The organism is Synechococcus sp. CCAP 1479/9 (genome assembly GCF_019038535.1).
Taxonomy (GTDB): Bacteria; Cyanobacteriota; Cyanobacteriia; order PCC-6307; family Cyanobiaceae; genus Cyanobium.
Genome location: NZ_JAFKRK010000043.1, coordinates 9,764 through 26,878 on the forward strand (window position 1 = coordinate 9,764; position 17,115 = coordinate 26,878).

The 17,115-nt window shown below is 70.6% G+C and carries 23 protein-coding genes and 1 tRNA gene; 13 read left to right on the forward strand and 11 right to left on the reverse strand.

What is annotated here, in order from left to right:
• Nucleotides 1-74 precede the first annotated feature (74 nt).
• Both KUG38_RS15325 and psbB read right to left on the reverse strand, forming a co-directional pair.
• Nucleotides 75-170, reverse strand: a complete 96-nt coding sequence (locus tag KUG38_RS15325) for a photosystem II reaction center protein T (RefSeq protein WP_010314684.1) — start codon at nt 168-170, stop codon at nt 75-77.
• Between the two features lie 24 nt (nt 171-194).
• Complete coding sequence (gene psbB / locus KUG38_RS15330; RefSeq protein ID WP_094585051.1) at nt 195-1,754, reverse strand: photosystem II chlorophyll-binding protein CP47; 1,560 nt, start codon at nt 1,752-1,754, stop codon at nt 195-197.
• Between the two features lie 192 nt (nt 1,755-1,946).
• Between psbB and KUG38_RS15335 the strand changes: the two genes are divergently transcribed.
• Nucleotides 1,947-2,417 (forward strand): 2Fe-2S iron-sulfur cluster-binding protein, encoded by a 471-nt coding sequence (locus tag KUG38_RS15335; protein ID WP_216923149.1) that lies wholly within the window; start codon nt 1,947-1,949, stop codon nt 2,415-2,417.
• Nucleotides 2,418-2,444: 27 nt separating this feature from the next.
• On the forward strand, nt 2,445-2,552 hold the full coding sequence (gene psbM / locus KUG38_RS15340) for a photosystem II reaction center protein PsbM (RefSeq protein WP_015109223.1): 108 nt from the start codon (nt 2,445-2,447) through the stop codon (nt 2,550-2,552).
• A gap of 7 nt (nt 2,553-2,559) precedes the next feature.
• Here the strand turns inward: psbM and KUG38_RS15345 are convergent, their stop codons facing one another.
• Nucleotides 2,560-3,411 (reverse strand): universal stress protein, encoded by an 852-nt coding sequence (locus tag KUG38_RS15345; protein ID WP_216923176.1) that lies wholly within the window; start codon nt 3,409-3,411, stop codon nt 2,560-2,562.
• A gap of 71 nt (nt 3,412-3,482) precedes the next feature.
• Here KUG38_RS15345 and KUG38_RS15350 point away from each other — a divergent pair, with 71 nt between their 5' ends.
• From KUG38_RS15350 to KUG38_RS15375, 6 genes are all read left to right on the forward strand, one after another.
• Complete coding sequence (locus tag KUG38_RS15350; RefSeq protein WP_216923151.1) at nt 3,483-3,947, forward strand: acyl-CoA thioesterase; 465 nt, start codon at nt 3,483-3,485, stop codon at nt 3,945-3,947.
• A gap of 36 nt (nt 3,948-3,983) precedes the next feature.
• Nucleotides 3,984-5,150, forward strand: a complete 1,167-nt coding sequence (locus KUG38_RS15355; RefSeq protein ID WP_216923153.1) for a DNA-processing protein DprA — start codon at nt 3,984-3,986, stop codon at nt 5,148-5,150.
• A gap of 28 nt (nt 5,151-5,178) precedes the next feature.
• Nucleotides 5,179-6,126 (forward strand): peptide chain release factor N(5)-glutamine methyltransferase, encoded by a 948-nt coding sequence (prmC, locus tag KUG38_RS15360; RefSeq protein ID WP_216923155.1) that lies wholly within the window; start codon nt 5,179-5,181, stop codon nt 6,124-6,126.
• Complete coding sequence (locus KUG38_RS15365; RefSeq protein ID WP_216923157.1) at nt 6,123-6,716, forward strand: L-threonylcarbamoyladenylate synthase; 594 nt, start codon at nt 6,123-6,125, stop codon at nt 6,714-6,716. The genes prmC and KUG38_RS15365 overlap by 4 nt, the downstream gene beginning before the upstream one ends.
• The gene (locus tag KUG38_RS15370) at nt 6,716-6,868 is read left to right on the forward strand and encodes a hypothetical protein (RefSeq protein WP_216923159.1); all 153 of its coding nucleotides are present in this window, start codon (nt 6,716-6,718) and stop codon (nt 6,866-6,868) included. Before KUG38_RS15365 ends, KUG38_RS15370 begins: the two co-directional genes overlap by 1 nt.
• 142 nt (nt 6,869-7,010) lie before the next feature.
• Nucleotides 7,011-7,664: a TMEM165/GDT1 family protein gene (locus KUG38_RS15375; protein ID WP_216923161.1), complete on the forward strand. Its 654-nt coding sequence runs from the start codon at nt 7,011-7,013 to the stop codon at nt 7,662-7,664.
• 6 nt (nt 7,665-7,670) lie between these two features.
• Here KUG38_RS15375 and KUG38_RS15380 read toward each other — a convergent pair whose 3' ends face one another.
• The 5 genes from KUG38_RS15380 to minD all read right to left on the reverse strand — a co-directional run bounded on the left by KUG38_RS15380 (nt 7,671) and on the right by minD (nt 9,662).
• The gene (locus KUG38_RS15380; protein ID WP_216923163.1) at nt 7,671-8,006 is read right to left on the reverse strand and encodes a hypothetical protein; all 336 of its coding nucleotides are present in this window, start codon (nt 8,004-8,006) and stop codon (nt 7,671-7,673) included.
• Between the two features lie 61 nt (nt 8,007-8,067).
• Nucleotides 8,068-8,139: transfer RNA gene (locus tag KUG38_RS15385), tRNA-Thr, on the reverse strand.
• Between the two features lie 23 nt (nt 8,140-8,162).
• Nucleotides 8,163-8,366: a response regulator transcription factor gene (locus KUG38_RS15390; RefSeq protein WP_233133869.1), complete on the reverse strand. Its 204-nt coding sequence runs from the start codon at nt 8,364-8,366 to the stop codon at nt 8,163-8,165.
• Nucleotides 8,367-8,427: 61 nt separating this feature from the next.
• The gene (gene minE / locus KUG38_RS15395) at nt 8,428-8,823 is read right to left on the reverse strand and encodes a cell division topological specificity factor MinE (protein WP_216923165.1); all 396 of its coding nucleotides are present in this window, start codon (nt 8,821-8,823) and stop codon (nt 8,428-8,430) included.
• 5 nt (nt 8,824-8,828) lie between these two features.
• The gene (minD, locus tag KUG38_RS15400) at nt 8,829-9,662 is read right to left on the reverse strand and encodes a septum site-determining protein MinD (protein ID WP_216923167.1); all 834 of its coding nucleotides are present in this window, start codon (nt 9,660-9,662) and stop codon (nt 8,829-8,831) included.
• 90 nt (nt 9,663-9,752) lie between these two features.
• On the opposite strand from minD, the gene KUG38_RS15405 reads away from it, so the two are divergent.
• Genes KUG38_RS15405 through KUG38_RS15415 form a run of 3 tightly spaced genes read left to right on the forward strand, consistent with a single transcriptional unit; the run spans nt 9,753 to nt 11,948 of the window.
• Nucleotides 9,753-10,751 (forward strand): phospholipase D-like domain-containing protein, encoded by a 999-nt coding sequence (locus tag KUG38_RS15405; RefSeq protein WP_094585061.1) that lies wholly within the window; start codon nt 9,753-9,755, stop codon nt 10,749-10,751.
• Nucleotides 10,744-11,334 carry a chromate transporter gene (locus KUG38_RS15410; RefSeq protein ID WP_216923169.1) on the forward strand — a complete coding sequence of 197 codons (591 nt, stop codon included), beginning with the start codon at nt 10,744-10,746 and terminating at the stop codon, nt 11,332-11,334. Before KUG38_RS15405 ends, KUG38_RS15410 begins: the two co-directional genes overlap by 8 nt.
• Nucleotides 11,334-11,948, forward strand: a complete 615-nt coding sequence (locus KUG38_RS15415) for a chromate transporter (protein WP_216923171.1) — start codon at nt 11,334-11,336, stop codon at nt 11,946-11,948. Before KUG38_RS15410 ends, KUG38_RS15415 begins: the two co-directional genes overlap by 1 nt.
• 7 nt (nt 11,949-11,955) lie before the next feature.
• On the opposite strand, the gene KUG38_RS15420 is transcribed toward KUG38_RS15415, so the two are convergent.
• From KUG38_RS15420 to ctpZ, 3 genes are read right to left on the reverse strand one after another with little or no spacing between them, the layout of a single operon-like run.
• Nucleotides 11,956-12,633, reverse strand: coding sequence for a septum site-determining protein MinC (locus KUG38_RS15420; protein WP_216923173.1), 678 nt, complete (start codon nt 12,631-12,633; stop codon nt 11,956-11,958).
• A gap of 25 nt (nt 12,634-12,658) precedes the next feature.
• Nucleotides 12,659-13,933 carry an HD domain-containing protein gene (locus KUG38_RS15425; protein WP_216923174.1) on the reverse strand — a complete coding sequence of 425 codons (1,275 nt, stop codon included), beginning with the start codon at nt 13,931-13,933 and terminating at the stop codon, nt 12,659-12,661.
• The gene (gene ctpZ / locus KUG38_RS15430) at nt 13,930-15,228 is read right to left on the reverse strand and encodes a carboxyl-terminal processing protease CtpZ (protein ID WP_216923175.1); all 1,299 of its coding nucleotides are present in this window, start codon (nt 15,226-15,228) and stop codon (nt 13,930-13,932) included. The genes KUG38_RS15425 and ctpZ overlap by 4 nt, the downstream gene beginning before the upstream one ends.
• A 50-nt stretch (nt 15,229-15,278) precedes the next feature.
• Here ctpZ and petB point away from each other — a divergent pair, with 50 nt between their 5' ends.
• Nucleotides 15,279-15,953 carry a cytochrome b6 gene (petB, locus tag KUG38_RS15435; protein ID WP_015109205.1) on the forward strand — a complete coding sequence of 225 codons (675 nt, stop codon included), beginning with the start codon at nt 15,279-15,281 and terminating at the stop codon, nt 15,951-15,953.
• Nucleotides 15,954-16,010: 57 nt separating this feature from the next.
• Entirely contained in the window at nt 16,011-16,493 is a 483-nt protein-coding gene (gene petD, locus KUG38_RS15440) for a cytochrome b6-f complex subunit IV (protein WP_094585067.1), read from the forward strand.
• Nucleotides 16,494-17,115: the final 622 nt, after the last annotated feature.

The window sequence follows — 17,115 nt, forward strand, 5'->3', positions numbered from 1 at the left end:
TGGCCTCCCGGTTGGGGCCCTTGGCATGAAAAAACCCCCGGTTTCCCGGGGGCTGCATCAATCAGGAAGGCTGGTCACTTGCCGATTTTCGGGGGATCGCGGAAGGCGATCGCGAAAAACAGGGTGGAAATGGCCAGGGCCAGGATCAGGATGTAGGCGAAGCTCTCCATGGGAATCCTCGGGGGGACTGGCGGTCAGCTGAGGGTGGAACCGGCCGGGGGCACGTAGCCCTCGGGCAGGCGCCGGGTGGAACGGTCGCCCAGTTTGGCGAACAGACCGAACTCCACCTGCTCACCGAGATCGGGGTCGATACCGGCGAAGACATCACGGTAGAGGGTGCGGGCACCGTGCCAGATGTGGCCGAAGAAGAAGAGCAGGGCGAAGCAGGCGTGGCCGAAGGTGAACCAGCCGCGGGGGGAACTGCGGAAGGTGCCGTCGGAGTGGTAGGTCTCACGGTCGAACTCGAAGGCCTCGCCGAGCTGGGCCTTGCGGGCCAGCCGCTTGACATCCGCCGGGTCGGTGAAGGTCTGACCGTTGAGGGCACCGCCGTAGACGGTGGCCGTCACACCCTGCTGCTCGAAGGAGTACTTCGCCTCGGCCCGACGGAACGGGATGTCGGCGCGGACGATGCCCTGCTCGTCCTGGAGCACCACCGGGAAGTTCTCGAAGAAGTTGGGCAGACGACGAACCTCGAGGTCATGGCCTTCCTTGTCGGTGAAGGCGATGTGACCGATCCAGGAGGTGGGCAGGCCGTCACCGTTGATCATCGGGCCCACGCGGAACAGACCACCCTTGGCGGGACTGTTGCCGACGTAGTCGTAGAAGGCCAACTTCTCGGGAATGGCCGCGAAGGCCTCCTGCTTGGTGGCGCCGTTGTCGATGGCCGTCTGGACGCGGCGGTTGATCTCGGTCTTGAAGTAGCCCTGATCCCACTGGTAGCGGGTGGGGCCGAACAGCTCAACCGGGGTGGCTGCCGAGCCGTACCACATGGTTCCGGCCACGATGAAGGCCGCGAAGAACACCGCGGCGATGGCGCTGGCCAGGACCGTCTCGATGTTGCCCATGCGAAGGGCCTTGTAGAGGCGCTCCGGGGGTCGGGTGGTGATGTGGAAGATGCCGGCGATGATGCCGACGATTCCGGCGGCGATGTGGTGCGCCACGATCCCGCCCGGGTTGAAGGGGTTGAAGCCCTCCGGACCCCAGGCGGGCTGCACCGGTTCGAGGTGGCCCGTCAGGCTGTAGGGATCGGAGATCCACATCCCCGGACCGAACACACCGGTGAGGTGGAAGGCGCCGAAGCCGAAGCAGCCAAGACCCGCCAGGAGCAGGTGGATGCCGAAGATCTTGGGCAGGTCGAGAGCGGGCTCCCCGGAGCGGGGGTCCTGCCAGATCTCGAGATCCCAGTAGGTCCAGTGCCAGATGGCGGCCAGGAAGAGCAGGCCGCTGAAAATGATGTGGGCGGCGGCCACGCCCTCGAAGCTCCAGAAGCCGGGGTCGACGCCGGTTTCACCGGTGACGCTCCAGCCGCCCCAGCTCCCCGTCACGCCCAGGCGGGCCATGAAGGGCATGACGAACATGCCCTGGCGCCACATGGGGTTGAGGACCGGGTCGGAGGGGTCGAAGATCGCGAGCTCGTAGAGCGCCATGGAGCCGGCCCAGCCGGCTACCAGGGCGGTGTGCATGAGGTGCACGGCCAGCAGTCGGCCCGGGTCGTTGATGACGACCGTGTGCACCCGGTACCAGGGCAATCCCATTGGGGGGTCAGGTCTGGGTTGACAGTTGCCGAAGCCGGTCGCCGGGGCGATGGCGGCTAAGGAGACGCTCGGTGGATACCGATCCGTGCTGGCGATGGTAAGGGTTGCGGGCAACGGCACGGGGCCCAGGTAACGGACCGCAACGGCGCGCCTCACAATGGGAGCCGTCCAGTTCCCCCAGAGGCTTCCGCCATGCCCGTGATCCGGTTCGTGCGTGAGCAGCGTGACGTGGAGTGCTATCCGGGGGAGAACCTCCGCGAGGTCGCCCTGCGCGAAGGCATCGAGCTGTACGGCCTCAAGGGACGGCTGGGCAACTGCGGCGGCTGCGGCCAGTGCATCACCTGCTTCGTGGAGGTGGTGGAGGGCGGAGCGGCCAACGCCCTCACGGAGCAGACGGCGGTGGAGCAGCTCAAGCTGAGGCGGCGTCCCCAGGGCTGGCGGCTGGCCTGTCAGGCCCTGGTGCAGAAATCGGTGATGGTGCTCACCAGGCCCCAGGTGGGACTCGACGACCGGGAGGGCGACCTGGCCAGGGCCCGCACCCAGCCCCTGCCGGAGGGCCCCACCGCCTGGCCCCTCCCCCCCGAGGACGAGGAGCCGGAGGTGGAGGCCGACCCATCCGCAACGAGCGATGAAGGGGGCGTCCTTCCCGCCGATGGGCGGTGATACCTTCTCAGAACCTCTCCAGCAGTCATGGAAACCAACGACCTCGGCTTCGTTGCCAGCCTCCTGTTCGTTCTGGTTCCCGCCGTTTTTCTGATCATTCTCTACATCCAGACCAACAGCCGCCAGGGCGGCTGAGTCAGGCTCAGCGCGCCCGTCCCTCCGGCTCCCGCACCAGCAGGACCGGAGCCGGAGCGTGCACCCGGATGTAATCGCTGACCGAGCTGCCCAGGAGCTTGTCGAGATCCACCAGGCCCCGGGCCACGAGCGGCCTGCGGTCCTGGGAGGCAATCACCACCAGATCCGCCTTCGCCTCTTCGGCGGCGGCGCACACACCGCGGGCAATTTCGCCCGTGAGATGCACGCCCTTCATCTCCACGCCGAAGCTGCGGGCCCGCTGGATCGCCTTCTGCAGCACGTCGTCGCCGGGGGTGCGTCCCCCGCGCGACGGGGTGATGTCCTGGCGGGACACATGCACGCCGGTGAGGCTGCCGCCGGGGATGCCCTGGACCAGCTCGCAGGCCAGCCGCAGGGCATCGTCGCCGACCCCGGTGCCGTCGATGGCCACCAGGACCCGGTTGATGGCCTTCACGTAGAGGTCGTCCCGCACCAGCAGCATGGGCCGGGTGGAGAGCTGGAAGACGTACTGGCTGGCGCTGTTGCCCAGGATCGACTGCAGCCTGCCCAGGCCCCGTGACCCCATCACGATCAGGTCGGCTTCCAGCTCATCGGCCACGTTCAGCACGGTCAGCTTGGCGTCGCCCTCGCGCACCAGGGTGTTGACCTCGCCGGGGCTGAGACCGAGACGCTCGATGGCCTCCTTGATCAGCACCTCGGCCTGCTGGCGGTGGCTCTCCAGATCCAGACCCCCCTGCTCGGGAATCACGTGCAGCAGGTTGATCCGGGCCTGACGGCAGGGAGGGATGTCGCGCAGGATGCGGACCATCTCCTCCACATGACCCTTGCCGGAATCGGCGATCAGCAGGTTGCGGAACACAGACGTCAAAGAGGCTCTGGATCAGCCTATGGCTGATCCTCTGTCCACAGTCCCCCGTGGTGAAGACCGTGATGCAGCGCTCCGAAGCGGGCTGGTGGTGCCTGAACCGGCGGGTGCTGCCGCAGCACACCGACCACGCCGGCGTGATGTGGCACGGGGCCTATCTGGCCTGGCTGGAGGAGGCCCGCGTCGAGGCCCTGGCCCGGGCCGGCCTCCACTACAGCGACCTGTCGGCCCGTGGGCTGGAGCTGCCGGTGGTGGGCCTGCGCATCGATTACCGCCAGGCCCTGCTCCACGGTGATGCGGTCGCGATCCACAGCCGGGTGCTGCCGCGGGAGGGCGTGAAGCTTTCCTGGCAGAGCCGCTTCCTGCGTCCGGATGGGGGGCTGGCGGCCGAGGCGTGCGTCGACCTCGTGCTGGTGGATCTCTCCAGGGGGGCCTCGCAGCGCCGGCTGCTGCGACGGCTGCCGCAGGACCTGGAGCAGGCTCTGGCCATCCTGCGGGAGGGACCAGCCGACACCGGGATCCAGCCATAGTACGCTTGTACTGCTGATCGGACGCCGGCGCGGGCCATGGGAGATCTGGTGCAGGGGGTGTTCCCCCGCAGGGTGTCTCCGGTCTGGGACCGGCAGCAGCGGCTGTGGTGGCTGCTCTGGAGCCGCTGCCCCGGCCTCGGTTGGCAGCGCCTGCGGGCCCTTGAGGCCGGCTGTGGTGGGCTGGCCGCCGCCTGGGGGGCTTCCGCTGCCGAGCTGGCGGCGGTGCCGGGTCTCGGTGAGGGGCTGGTGGCGGGGGTGGAGCGCTTCCGCCGCCGCTGGGGGCCCCGGCCCCTGGAGGCCTTCGCGCCCCGGTGTCGCTTCGGCCGTGGCGTGCTCGTCCCTGGCGATCGGGGCTGGCCAGCGGGCCTGGGGGAGCTGCAGCGGCCGCCCCTGCAGCTGTGCTGGCAGGGGCGGGGCAGCCTCTGGCCCCACCTGGGCCAGCGCCGTTCGGTGGCGGTGGTGGGCACCCGCCGCCCGTCCCTGCACGGTCTCTCGATGGCCCAGGCCATCGGCGCGGCCCTGGCCGAGGCGGGCTGGCCCGTTGTGAGCGGGCTGGCGGAGGGCATCGATGGGGCCGCCCACCAGGGGTGCCTGGCGGCCGGAGGGTCCCCGGTGGGGGTGCTGGGCACACCGCTGGGTCGCGCCTATCCCCTCCATCACGCACTGCTGCAGAGCCAGGTGGCCCGCCAGGGTCTGCTGGTGAGCGAGCTGGCCGAGGGTGCCGCCGTACGCCCGGGCAGCTTCGCCGCCCGTAACCGCCTGCTGGTGGCCATGGCGGCTGCGGTGGTGGTGGTGGAGTGCCCGGTCGTCAGCGGGGCGCTCCACTCGGCCGAGCTGGCCTGGCAGCTGGAGCTGCCCCTGTGGGTGGTGCCCGCCGATGCCGGCCGGGCCTCGGCCATGGGCAGCAACCGGCTGCTGGCCAGGGGGGCCACACCCCTGCTCCTCCCCGCCGACCTGATCGACCAGCTGGGTCCCGGCCCCCTGGCCCGCGGCGGGCCAGGGTCGGCACCGCCAGGGGAGCCGGCGGATGCCGAGGTGATGGCGGCCGAGGGCCTGCTGGCGGCGGTGGGCGGAGGTGCCAGCCTCGAGCAGCTGAGCCTGGCGCTCGATCGCCCCATGGCCGAGCTGATGCCCCGGCTGCTGGAGCTGGAGCTGGCCGGCCGGCTGCGGGCCGAAGCGGGCCTCTGCTGGCGCCCCTGCTGAGGCCGTCGCCCCTGATTAGGCTCCCCCCATGGTTTCCCCGGCCGGCACCCCCCCGATCGCAGCCCCGATCTCCGCCCCCCCGGCGCCCGGGTCCGAGGCCCTGACGGTCACGGGGGCGGAACTGCTGGAGTGGCGCCGCCGCCTGCTGGCCCAGGGCGGCGCCGCCACCGACCTCGACTGGCTGCTGGATCTGGGCGGCGGGCTGCGCTGGAGCCAGTTGCAGTCGCTCTGGTGTCACCCGCAGGCCACCGTCCGGCTCGATCGTCAGCTGGAGTCGCTCGACGCCCTCTGGCGCCGCCACCTGCACACCCACGAGCCCCTCCAGTACCTGGTGGGCCGTTGCCCCTGGCGCGACCTGGAACTGCCGGTGGCCCCCGGGGTGCTGATACCCCGGCAGGAAACGGAGCTGCTGGTGGATCTGGCCCTGGAGCTGCGGCGGCCGGGCCGCCCCATCGCCTGCTGGGCCGACCTGGGCACCGGCTCCGGTTGCCTGGCCATCGCCCTGGCCCGCAGCCTGCCCACCAGTCAGGGCTTTGCCGTCGAGGCGAGCGCCGAAGCCCTGGCCCAGGCCGGCGCCAACCTCGCCCGCTGGGACCTGCAGCGCCAGGTCACTCTGCTGGCGGGCGACTGGTGGCAGCCGTTGCAGCCCTGGTGGGGCGGGCTGGATCTGGTGGTGAGCAACCCCCCCTACATCCCCAGCGCCACCCTGGCCGGGCTGGAGCCGGTGGTGCGCGATCACGAACCCCGGCAGGCCCTCGATGGTGGCCCCGACGGGCTGACGGCCCTCCGCTCGATCATGGCCGGGGCCCTGCAGGCGCTGGCCCCTGGCGGCCTGCTGCTGCTGGAGCACCACCACGACCAGAGCGAGGCGGTCGGCGAGCTGCTGCGCGCCGCCGGCCTGGAGCGCCCCGGAGTCCACGCCGACCTGGAGGGCCAGGCCCGCTTCGCCAGTGCCTGGAGGCCCGGCGCCCGATGAACGGTCCCGCCGATCTGGCCAGGTGCCTGGCGGCCGGGGAGGCCGTCCTGTTCCCCACCGACACCCTGCCGGCCCTGGCCTGCCGGCCCACGGCGGCCGCCCTGCTCTGGCGCCTCAAGCAACGGCCCGCCGACAAGCCCCTGATCCTGATGGGGGCCGACCTGCCCCAGCTGATCACGGTCCTCGGGGTGCCCTGGCAGGAGGCCTGGCTGGAGCAGGCCCGGTCCAGCTGGCCCGGGGCCGTCACCCTGGTGCTGCCGGTCAGCGGAGCCCTCACCGACCATCTCCACCCCGGTGGCACCAGCCTCGGCCTGCGCGTGCCGGCCTGCGAGCGGGCCCGGGAGCTGCTGCGCCTCAGCGGTCCGCTGGCCACCACCAGCGCCAACCGCTCCGGGCAGCCTGCGGCCACCACGGCGGCGGAGGCCGCCAGCCAGTTCCCCGGGCTGGCCCTGCTGGAGCCCCTGCCCTGGCCCCCGGGGTCGGGCCAGGCCAGCACCGTCCTGGCCTGGCGGGGGGAGGAGTCCAGCGACGGCCCCTGGGCGGTGCTCCGCTCCGGGGCCACGCCGCCGGCGGGCGCGGGAGGCGCCTGATGCTGCCGCTCCTGCTGGTGGTGCTGCTGGGGGTGTCCCTCAGCCACTGGACGCTGGTGCCCCTGGTGCATCTGGCCACCCCCATCTTCGATCTGGGCTGGCTCGGCTGGCTGCTGCTGGCCCTCAGCCTGTGGCTGTTCGCCGGCGCCTGATGGCCCCCCGCTGACGTGACGCCCACCCAGCGGCCGCCCGGGGCCGGCAGGCACCTAGCCTCCCCAGCGATTCCCCCGGCATCGCCCTTTCCCGCGGCCGGTCCCGTTGTCCAGCGCCGACGGAGGCGTGCCCGACGCCCCCATGACCCTTCCCCCCGCCGGTGATCCCGGCCTGGCCGCCTTCGGCTCCAGCCTCACGGCCATCACCCTGGCCGAGCTGGGCGACAAGACCTTCTTCATGGCCCTGATCCTGGCGGCGCGCCATCGCCCCCGCTGGGTGTTCGTGGGGGCCTTCGCCGCCCTCACCCTGGTCACCCTGTTGTCCCTGGGGATGGGGTACGGCCTCAGGGAGTGGCTCCCCCAGGCCATCGTCCCCTGGCTGGCGGCGGCCCTGTTCCTCGGCTTCGGCATCAAGCTGCTGGTGGATGCCGCCGGCCTGCCCGCCGATGCCGCCAAGGAGGAGGCCCAGGAGGCCAGGCAGGCGATCGACGCAGCCGAGAGCGATGGCAGCATCCGTGGCCCGGGGGGCGTGATCTGGGAAGCCTTCGTGCTGGTGTTCCTGGCCGAACTCGGGGATCGCACTCAGTTCGCCACCATCTTTCTGGCGGCGGCGCCGGCCTTCACCTTCGCCGGCCTGCTGGCCGGCACGCTCCTGGGCCATGCCCTGGTGACCTGGCTGGCGGTGGGGGCGGGCCAGTGGATCGGCGGCAGGATCAGCGAGAGGGTGCTTTATCGCCTCAGTGGTGGCCTGTTCCTGGCCTTCGGCCTGCTGTCGCTCTGGCAGGCCATCGGCTGAAGCCCTTCAGCGGGAAGCGGGTTGCTGCAGATCCCAGCGGAACAGCCCCCGCAGGGTGGGCTGCTGGAACGGGCCTTCCTCCATCGTCGGGGTGAAATCCACCCGCTCGTTGACGGGAACCGTCAGGGGGCGCGCCGGCGGGCCAACGGCCGGCAGCGTTTTCGCCCCAGCCGTGGGTGCCGGGCCCCTGGGATCGGCGTAGCGGGTGCGAATGCCGGGACTGCCCAGGATCTCGGCGCCGGAGCGGGCCGGCGGCAGGGGCGGTGGCGGGCCCGGTGGGACCTGGGCCAGGGCCCCCGGCAGGGCGATCAGCCCTGCCACCAGCCAGGTGTGGCTCGCCATGGCCTCCCGTGCGCTGTGCTGGGCCGATGGTAAGGGCGGTGGCTGCGCCCATCCCCTGGCAAGCCGGCTAACGGATTTGAACCGATGGCCTTCGCTTTACAAAAGCGCTGCTCTACCACTGAGCTAAGCCGGCATGGGCCCTTGGCCCGGACCACCCTATCCCTGGGCCAGGGCCCAGAGCAGCAGCTGGGTGCGGCTGCGGCAGCCGGTCTTGGCCAGCAGGTGGGAGACGTGGCACTCCACCGTGCGCGGGCTCAGCACCAGCTGGGCGGCGATATGGCGGTTGCTGTCGCCCTGGCGCAGCAGATCGAGGACCCGTTGCTCCGCTGGGGTGATCGCCACCGGGAACGCTTCGGCCACGGCCTGCCATCGCTGCACTGCCTGCAGGATTCCCGTCGGCGGTCTCCCGGGCGGTGGAGCCTCAGTCGGGATCGGCGGGGGAGGGATCTTCGGTGGGTTCGCTGGCCAGGGGAAAGGCCAGCTCCTGCGGGGCGGCTTCGGCATCGGGCGCCTGGGCCATGCCCACGGCGGCGGCTGCCGCCACCAGGGCCGGCAGGGGACGGGCCCGCTTGATCGGCAGGTTGGCCACCAGGGCGGTGACGCGGTCCTCGGTCTCCAGGCTCACGTCGCCCTCCTCGATGTCGATCTCCACGTAGCGCTGCACCACCTCAAGGATTTCGCGCCGCATCTGCTCGAGCAGTTCGGGATTGAGGTCGCTGCGGTCGTGGGCCAGCACCAGCTGCAGCCGCTCCTTGGCCATGGTGCCGCTGGGTTTCTGGCGCCCCAGCAACCGTTGGATGAAATCGAACAGCGTCATGGTGCTCAGAAGAGACCGGTGGTTTTGCGGATCTTGTTCATCAGCCGGGCGCGCAGGCCCCTGCGGGCCTTGGAGGGATCCTCCAGGGGGATGTCCTCGCCCCGCAGGCGCCGGGCGATGTTCTGGTAGGCCTTCGCGGCGGGGGATCCGTTGCCGTTGAGGGTGAGCGGTTCCCCCCGGTTGGTGGACACGATCACCTGCTCGTCCTCCACCACCAGGCCCACCAGGGGCAGGGCCAGGATGTCGGTGACGTCATCGACGCCCAGCATCTCCTGGCTGGCCATCATCTTGGGCCTCACCCGGTTGAGCACCAGCTGCACCGGTGCCACCCCCCGGCTGTTGAGCAGGCCGATCACCCGGTCGGCATCCCGCACGGCCGACACTTCCGGTGTCGTGATGACGATCGCCTCGCGGGCGGCGGCGGCGGCGTTCTTGAAGCCGTCCTCGATCCCTGCCGGGCAGTCGATCAGAACGAAATCAGCCCGCTCCGCCACCATCGCCACGATCCGCTGCATGTCCTCGGGGGTGAGCCACTCGAGCATCCGGGGATTGCCGGCGGGCAGCAGGGAGAGATTGGGCTCCTGCTTGTGCTTCACCAGGGCCTGCTCCAGCCGGCAGGTTTCGGCCAGCACCTCCTGGGCGGTGTAGACGATCCGGTTCTCCAGGCCGAGCAGCAGATCGAGATTGCGCAGGCCGAAATCGGCATCGAGAACGACGGTGCGCTCCCCCAGCCGGGCCAGGGCGATCCCCAGGTTGGCGGTGAGGGTCGTCTTGCCGACGCCCCCCTTGCCGGAGCAGATGAGGATGATGCGAGGGGAGGCTGACGTCACGGCGTCCACGGGCGTCGCGGCAGGTTAATCCCATTGGGCGGGGCGGCTGGGCCAAGGCCTGGAACTGCCGCTAGAAAGGCCCATCCCCTCCACGCTGCGATGACCACTGCCCCCCACCGGCCCCAGAGGCTGCTGGTGATGCCCGACGACGGTGTGGACGCAGTGGTCGCGCTGATCGAGACCGCCAGCGAGCAGCTGCTGCTCAAGCAGTTCAAGCTGCAGTCGGAGGCGGTGGAGGAGGCCCTGCGGCGGGCCCGGGAGCGGGGGGTGGAGGTGAGGGTCATGCTCAACCCCCACACCTCCGGCGGTGACCGCTGGAACGACGAGGCCTTCGCCCGCCTCCAGGGCTGGGGCATCGACACCGCCTGGACCAGCGAGGCCTTCCCGGTGACCCACGAGAAATCGATGGTGGTCGACCGGCACACCGCCCTGGTGGCCACCTTCAACCTGGCCGACAAGTACTTCACCGAGACCCGCGACTACGGGGTGCTCACCTACAACCCCGCCGTGGTGGCCCAGGTGACCGCCGGTTTCGAGGCCGATTGGCAGCGCGTCTTCTTCCAGCCCGATCTGGGGGTGGGACTGGTGTGGAGCAGCGCCCACAGCCGCGGTCAGATGGCCCGCATCGTCGATGCCGCCACCCGCACCCTCTGGATCCAGCACCCCAAGTTCGTCGATGCGGTGATCCTGGAGCGGATCATCAGCGCCCGGGAGCGGGGGGTGAAGGTGCGGGTGCTGTGCGGCGGCAAGCACGGCATCAGCGACTGGGACATCTACGACACCTTCTCCTCCCTGCGGGTGATGCAGCGCTTCGGCGTCAAGGTGCGCAGGCAGCAGCGGCCCAAGCTGCACGCCAAGCTGATCCTGGTGGATGGGGCCTTCGCCCAGACGGGCTCCATGAACATCGACCGCAGTGCCTTCGATCTGCGCCGCGAACTGGGCATCGAGAGCGATGCCCCCGAGGTGGTGGCGCGGCTGCGCGAGATGTTCGAGACCGACTGGGAGAACGCCGACAAGTACAACGCCCCCGATCCCCTCGACCCCAAGTATCACGAGGAAGGGGAACTGCCTCCGGATCCCCACTTCGTCCATGACTGAGCCCCCCGCCCCGACGGCCGCTCCGCCCGGGCTGGGGCAGCTGTTCACGGGCATGTTGATGGTGGCCCTGTCCGCCTTTGGCGGCGGCCTCTCGGCCTGGAGCCAGCGGATCATCGTCGAGCAGCGCCGCTGGATGAGCAACGAGGAGTTCCTCACCGGACTCACCGTGGCCCGGCTCTTCCCCGGCCCCAACCAGATCAACATGGCCGTCTACGTCGGCACCTTCTTCCGCGGCCTGCCCGGGGCCCTGGCGGCCCTGGCGGGGATGCTGCTGGTGCCCTTCACCCTGCTGATGGCGATCGGGCTGCTCTATTTCCAGTTCCACAGCCTGCCCGCCCTCGACCGGGTGCTGGCGGGGGTGGTGGCGGCGGCGGCGGGGATGGCCCTGTCGATGGGCTTCAAGATCCTTGATGAGTACTGGAAGGATCCGATGGCCCTGCTGCTGGCGGCGGTCACCTTCGTGCTGATGACGTTCTTCCATGTGCGGCTGGTGCCGCTGGTGCTGGTGGCCGGTCCCCTGGCGATGGCCTGGTACTGGCCGCGGCGGTCCCAGCCCGGCCCCCCGGCCGGAGAGCCGCGCTGATGCCGCCCCTGCTGCTGGCGGCCGCCGCCGAGGCGGCCAGCTGCGCCCCCATGCGCCTCAACGATCTCGGCCACCTGCTGCAGGTGATGGGCACCTTTCTTGGCCTGTCGCTGTTCTCCCTGGGGGGCGGCAACACCCTGCTGGCCGAGTACCACCACCTCAGCGTCGTCGAGTACTGCTGGCTGCGGCCCGCCCAGTTCGCCGACATCTACGCCCTGGCCGAGGCGGCCCCCGGCCCCAGCTCCATGATCGTGGGGCTGCTCGGCATGGGGGCCGGCTGGCCCGAGGGGCCCGGCTGGGCCCTGCTGAGCGCCTACGGCGCCGAGATCGCCATCCTGTTGCCCTCCACCCTGCTGATGGTGGTGGCCTGCCTCAGCTGGAACCGGCTGCGGGAGTCCCCCTGGCGGGTGGCCTTCGAGCGGGGCCTCGGCCCGATCACCCTCGGCATCCTGTTCGCCGTGGGGGTCAAGATCCTCCAGACCGCCGACACCAACGCCCCCGGGGTGGTGGTGTCCCTGCTGGTGTGCGTGCTGATGCTGCGCACCCGGATCTCGCCGCTGTGGTTCATGGCGGTGGCCGGCGGGCTCGGGGCTTTCGGCCTGATCAACCGCTGATCTCCGCTCAACCGCTGAAGTCCGGCGCTGCCGGATCGATCCGGATCTCCCCCTCCACCAGCGTGGCCTGCTCGGCCAGCCCCGGCGGCGGCAGACCCTCGGGCCCCCGTGCCACCACATCGGCGATGCGCAGCTGCAGGGGCCGCAGCTGCAGGGCCACGATGCGCGCCTCCCGGTTTCCGCTGACACCGGCATGGGCGACGCCCCGCAGCCGCCCCCATACCAGGACGTTGCCGGCGGCGCTGATCCGGGCGCCGGGGTTCACATCCCCCAGCAGCAGCACCGAACCTTCCCCCTGCAGATGGTCGCCGGCGCGCAGGGTGCCGCGATGCACGAGCAGATCGGGTGCCGCTGCCCCCGGGGCCGCGGCGGATGGCGCCGGCCGCGACGGGCCCGGATCGATGCCGAGGCCGAGGGCGGCAGCGGCCACAAGGGTTTCCGGCCGCTGACTGGCGACCCGCACCAGTTCCAGCCGCACCGAACCCAGCAGCTCCTGCAGCTGGCGCAGATCCGGCAGCCGCAGCAGCCAGCGGCCCGCCTCCAGCACCACGGAGCCCGCCGGTGGCTGGCGACTGCCGAGGGCATAGCGCACCTCCTCGAGGGCACTGGCGGAACCCTCCTCGGCCGGCAGCCGCAGCAGGTGGGGCTGCTGGCCATCGATCGCCTGGATCAGTGCGGCTGCCACGACGATGCCCTGCGGTGCAGCGAACCTAGAGGTCCCGCCGGCCGGCGTCGTCCTGCCGCCGCACCGCCAGGGTCTCCCGCAGCGCATCGCTGACCCGGGCCGGATGGATCAGCCAGGCCATGTCGACGGTCTGGCAGAGGCTGGCCACCAGGGGTGAGCGCTGCTCGAGGGCCTGCAGCCGCTGGCCGTCCCACAGCCGCAGGCCCCCGGAGTAGGGGTGATAGCCCCGGCTCTGGCGCTGCTCCAGGGCGCAGCAGCCGTCCGCCACCAGGCCGGCCCGTTCGCAGAGGCCCCGTGCCACCGCCAGAAGTTCGATCCGGCCGGCCGGGGAGAGGTCGCTGACGTCGGTGGCCTTGGGCAGGCGCCGTTCCAGCAGCCGCCCGCAGGGATCGGCCAGCTCCTCGGGCCCCTCCTCCCGCCAGCGCACCAGGTGGTAGCCGGTGCGGATGTCGTCGTTGGCCAGGTAGCTGTCCAGATCGAGGTGATCCCGGTCCCAGAGCCAGCGGGCCATGGTGGCGTCAGCCCAGACCCGGCCCGGGCCGAGCCTGCGGGCCACGCTTATCACCCGGTTGAGCAGCCAGTTGCAGACGATGTTGAGCCGGTGGTTGTAGACGCTCCGGTACATCAGATGGCGCACCACCAGGTAGTGCTCCACCGCCATCAGGCCGCGGGGGTGGAGGGCCAGATCCCCGTCGGGCGCCAGGGTGAGGCTGGCGAGGATCCGCTCCAGATCCAGCTGGCCGTAGCGGGTGCCGGTGCTGTAGCTGTCGCGCAGCAGGTAGTCGAGTCGGTCGCAGTCCAGCTGGCTGCTCACCAGCGCCTTGATGGCCCGGCTGGGGTGGTGGCCGTGCTCCAGCAGGTCGGCCACCAGGGCGGCCCGGCCCGGGGCGCCGTCATCGAGCCGGTCCCGCAGGGCGGGATGGTCGCGGATCAGCCGCCCCGACCAGGTCTCGTGCCGCAGGCCGAACATCTCCTCGCCGGAGTGGCTGAGGGGCCCGTGGCCCACGTCGTGCAGCAGGGCGGCGGCATAGAGCACGTCCCGGTGCCGGGACAGGGAGGGATCCAGCCGCTCCAGCTGCTGCAGGGCCAGCCGCGCCACCGCCAGCACGCCGAGGGAATGGGTGAAGCGGCTGGATTCCGCCCCATGGAAGGTGAGGAAGGCGGGCCCCAGCTGGCGGATGCGCCGCAGCCGCTGGAAGGGGGCGGTGTCGATCAGGTCGATCACCAGGGCCTCGGCCGGATCCTGGCGATCCAGGCGGATCGCCCCATGGAGCGGATCGTGGTAGGTGCGCTGGCTCATGGGACCGGGGCCGACAGACCGGCGACCAGCAGCCCGGCCGCCTCCTGCAGCCAGGTGTCCCCTTCCCCATCGGGCTCCAGCGGCTCCGGCTGGGGCAGCCTCACGTCCGGTTCGATGCCCTGGTTCTGGATGTCGCGACCGCTGGGGGTGAGGTAGCGGGCCACGGTCACCGCCAGGCCGCTGCCGTCACTCAGGTTGATCAGGGTCTGGATCAGCCCCTTGCCGAAGGTGCGGCTGCCGGCCAGGGGCGAGCGGCCGCTGTCCTGGAGGGCCCCGGCCAGGATCTCGCTGGCGCTGGCCGTGCCGGCGTTCACCAGGGTGAGCATGGGGCCGCCATACAGCTGTCCGGGACCCGCCTGTTGCCGGTCGGCGATGCCGCCGCGGTCCTGGGTCTCCACGATCGGGTCCCCGTCGAGCAGCCCATCAGCCACCGCCAGCCCGGCGGCCACCAGGCCGCCCGAGTTATTGCGCAGATCCAGGATCAGCCCCTCGATCGGCCCGCTGCCACCGGGGGCGCTCAGGGCGGCCAGGGCGGCCCGCACCTGCTGGGGCACCGGCTCGCTGAACTGGGTGATCCGCAGGTATCCGAGGCTGTGGCCCTCGCTGAGCAGGCGGTGACTGCGGACCGGCTGCAGATCCACCTCGCGGCGATCGAGCAGCACCTCGCTCTCCTGTCCCGAGGGGGCGCGCAGGGCCACGAGCACGTCGCTGCCGGCGGGTCCCCGCAGCCGGGCGGCGGTGCCGTCCAGCCCCAGCTCCTCAGCCGATGTGCCATTCACCCGCAGGATCTCCGTGCCGGAGACGATCCCGGCGTCGGCGGCGGGGGAGGCGTCGAGGGGGGCGATCACCACGATCCGCTGGTCCCCCGCCCGCCGGCCCAGCTGGAGCCCCACCCCGGTCACCCGCCCCTGGGTGCTGGAGCGCAGGGTGGCGAACTCCTCCGGGCGCAGCATGCGGGTGTAGGGGTCGTCGATGGGGGCCAGCATCGCCTCGATCGCCGCGTAGGCCTCCAGCGAGCTGCTGATCGGCTGCTCCAGGGTCTTCTGGCGCAGGCGCCGCCACTGCACCGCCTCCAGCTGAGCAGGATCGACGTAGCTCTGGTTCACGAGCCGCCAGGCCTCCACCACCAGCTGCTGGGCATCGTTGAGCGCCAGCGCCGCTGCGGGCATGCCGAGCGGCAGGCACAGGAGCAGACAGAGCCCGGTCCCCACCAGGAGCCGAATGGGCGCCAGCCGGGTGCGCAGCCCTGTTGCAAACCATTGAGCCGGCAGGGAGCGGCGGGCCGGGTCTCTCACGGGGGGGTCAGAACGATCGGTAGACTCTCGCAACCCAAGCCCCACGCTGCATGGCGAACTCGTCCACCGGCGCCAAGTCGTCCCCGATCTATGACTGGTTCGAGGAGCGCCTGGAGATCCAGGCCATTGCCGACGATATCTCCGCCAAGTACGTCCCCCCCCACGTCAATATCTTCTATTGCCTGGGCGGCATCACCCTGGTCTGCTTCCTGATCCAGTTCGCGACCGGGTTCGCGATGACCTTCTACTACAAGCCCACGGTGGTGGAGGCCTACAGCTCGGTCCAGTACCTGATGACCGACGTGAGCTTCGGCTGGCTGATCCGCTCGGTCCATCGCTGGAGCGCCAGCATGATGGTGCTGATGCTGATCCTCCACGTCTTCCGGGTGTACCTCACCGGCGGCTTCAAGCGTCCCCGTGAGCTCACCTGGGTCACCGGCGTCACCATGGCCGTGATCACTGTGTCGTTCGGCGTCACCGGCTACTCCCTCCCCTGGGACCAGGTCGGCTACTGGGCGGTGAAGATCGTCAGCGGCGTCCCCGCCGCCGTGCCCGTGGTGGGCGACTTCATGGTCGAGCTGCTCCGCGGTGGTGAGAGCGTCGGCCAGTCCACCCTGACCCGCTTCTACAGCCTCCACACCTTCGTTCTGCCCTGGCTGCTGGCGGTGTTCATGCTGATCCACTTCCTGATGATCCGTAAGCAGGGCATCTCCGGCCCGCTCTGAACCCCGTTCTTCCCCTTAGCCTTCCCCCACCGGTCACCAGCGCTCCGAGCTCCCACCATGCACATCCTCAAGAAGCCTGACCTCACCGATCCCAAGCTGCGGGCCAAGCTGGCCAAGGGCATGGGGCACAACTACTACGGTGAGCCGGCCTGGCCCAACGATCTCCTCTACATCTTCCCGGTGGTGATCCTCGGGACGATCGCCTGCCTCGTCGGCCTGGCCGTCATGGATCCGGCGATGCTGGGTGATCGGGCCGATCCCTTCGCCACCCCGCTGGAGATCCTCCCCGAGTGGTACCTCTACCCGGTGTTCCAGATCCTCAGGGTCGTCCCCAACAAGCTCCTGGGCATCACCCTGCAGACGATGGTCCCCCTGGGCCTGATGCTGATCCCCTTCATCGAGAGCTTCAACAAGTTCCAGAACCCGTTCCGCCGTCCCGTGGCCATGGGTGCCTTCCTGTTCGGCACCGTGTTCACCATCTACCTGGGCATCGGCGCCTGCCTGCCCATCGACAAGTCCCTCACCCTGGGCCTGTTCTGAGTCATCGGTCGGCTTCCGCCACCACCCTCCATACCCTTCAAGCCGCGAGTGATCGCGGCTTTTTTGTGCCCGTTTTCCGGCAGCCCCTGTGATCGTGGGCCTGGGCCTCGTCTTTGGCGCTCTGTCCGCCAGGTCGTCCTCAGGCCTGGGGGAGTCCACAGGCCCTCGGCACGTCCCTCAGGGACAGCTGGCATCGTCGCTGACCCTGCTCCGGTTGCAGCCTGCCCATCGCAGCAGCGCTCGGATGGAGCCCTTCAGGGCGCCGATGCCGTGCTCCGGTTGCTCAGCCCAGCCAGCCGCTCCAGTCCGTCCTGCCGCTCGGGGAGCAGCTCTGCTGGGGCCACCCTTGTCCCTGGGGCCGTCCCTGGGGCTGCTCCGATGTGGCCCTGGCCCCGGCTGGGCTGGCAAGGCACCGCTGATTTGGGCCCTCCCCCAAAGCTGCCCGCCCCAGGTGATATGATTTTGGACTGTGCCCCAGAGAGCGAGAGCTCGAGCGGGGAGCAGGCTTACGGGATCGAGAGGCGCGAGCCGACGATGTTGTAAGTTTTCTGAGTCGCCGGGAGGCGACGCGCCGCGAGAGCCCCGGAAGGGGTGGAGCGGTCGAACCTGGACAACCAAAAAA

What these genes read in the sequence shown, in the direction of transcription:
- KUG38_RS15325 (WP_010314684.1), bottom strand. Translation starts at nt 170, where the DNA reads ATGGAGAGCTTCGCCTACATCCTGATCCTGGCCCTGGCCATTTCCACC.
- psbB (WP_094585051.1), bottom strand. Translation starts at nt 1,754, where the DNA reads ATGGGATTGCCCTGGTACCGGGTGCACACGGTCGTCATCAACGACCCG.
- KUG38_RS15335 (WP_216923149.1), top strand. Translation starts at nt 1,947, where the DNA reads ATGCCCGTGATCCGGTTCGTGCGTGAGCAGCGTGACGTGGAGTGCTAT.
- psbM (WP_015109223.1), top strand. Translation starts at nt 2,445, where the DNA reads ATGGAAACCAACGACCTCGGCTTCGTTGCCAGCCTCCTGTTCGTTCTG.
- KUG38_RS15350 (WP_216923151.1), top strand. Translation starts at nt 3,483, where the DNA reads ATGCAGCGCTCCGAAGCGGGCTGGTGGTGCCTGAACCGGCGGGTGCTG.
- KUG38_RS15355 (WP_216923153.1), top strand. Translation starts at nt 3,984, where the DNA reads ATGGGAGATCTGGTGCAGGGGGTGTTCCCCCGCAGGGTGTCTCCGGTC.
- prmC (WP_216923155.1), top strand. Translation starts at nt 5,179, where the DNA reads ATGGTTTCCCCGGCCGGCACCCCCCCGATCGCAGCCCCGATCTCCGCC.
- KUG38_RS15365 (WP_216923157.1), top strand. Translation starts at nt 6,123, where the DNA reads ATGAACGGTCCCGCCGATCTGGCCAGGTGCCTGGCGGCCGGGGAGGCC.
- KUG38_RS15370 (WP_216923159.1), top strand. Translation starts at nt 6,716, where the DNA reads ATGCTGCCGCTCCTGCTGGTGGTGCTGCTGGGGGTGTCCCTCAGCCAC.
- KUG38_RS15375 (WP_216923161.1), top strand. Translation starts at nt 7,011, where the DNA reads ATGACCCTTCCCCCCGCCGGTGATCCCGGCCTGGCCGCCTTCGGCTCC.
- KUG38_RS15380 (WP_216923163.1), bottom strand. Translation starts at nt 8,006, where the DNA reads ATGGCGAGCCACACCTGGCTGGTGGCAGGGCTGATCGCCCTGCCGGGG.
- minE (WP_216923165.1), bottom strand. Translation starts at nt 8,823, where the DNA reads ATGACGCTGTTCGATTTCATCCAACGGTTGCTGGGGCGCCAGAAACCC.
- KUG38_RS15405 (WP_094585061.1), top strand. Translation starts at nt 9,753, where the DNA reads ATGACCACTGCCCCCCACCGGCCCCAGAGGCTGCTGGTGATGCCCGAC.
- KUG38_RS15410 (WP_216923169.1), top strand. Translation starts at nt 10,744, where the DNA reads ATGACTGAGCCCCCCGCCCCGACGGCCGCTCCGCCCGGGCTGGGGCAG.
- KUG38_RS15415 (WP_216923171.1), top strand. Translation starts at nt 11,334, where the DNA reads ATGCCGCCCCTGCTGCTGGCGGCCGCCGCCGAGGCGGCCAGCTGCGCC.
- KUG38_RS15425 (WP_216923174.1), bottom strand. Translation starts at nt 13,933, where the DNA reads ATGAGCCAGCGCACCTACCACGATCCGCTCCATGGGGCGATCCGCCTG.
- petB (WP_015109205.1), top strand. Translation starts at nt 15,279, where the DNA reads ATGGCGAACTCGTCCACCGGCGCCAAGTCGTCCCCGATCTATGACTGG.
- petD (WP_094585067.1), top strand. Translation starts at nt 16,011, where the DNA reads ATGCACATCCTCAAGAAGCCTGACCTCACCGATCCCAAGCTGCGGGCC.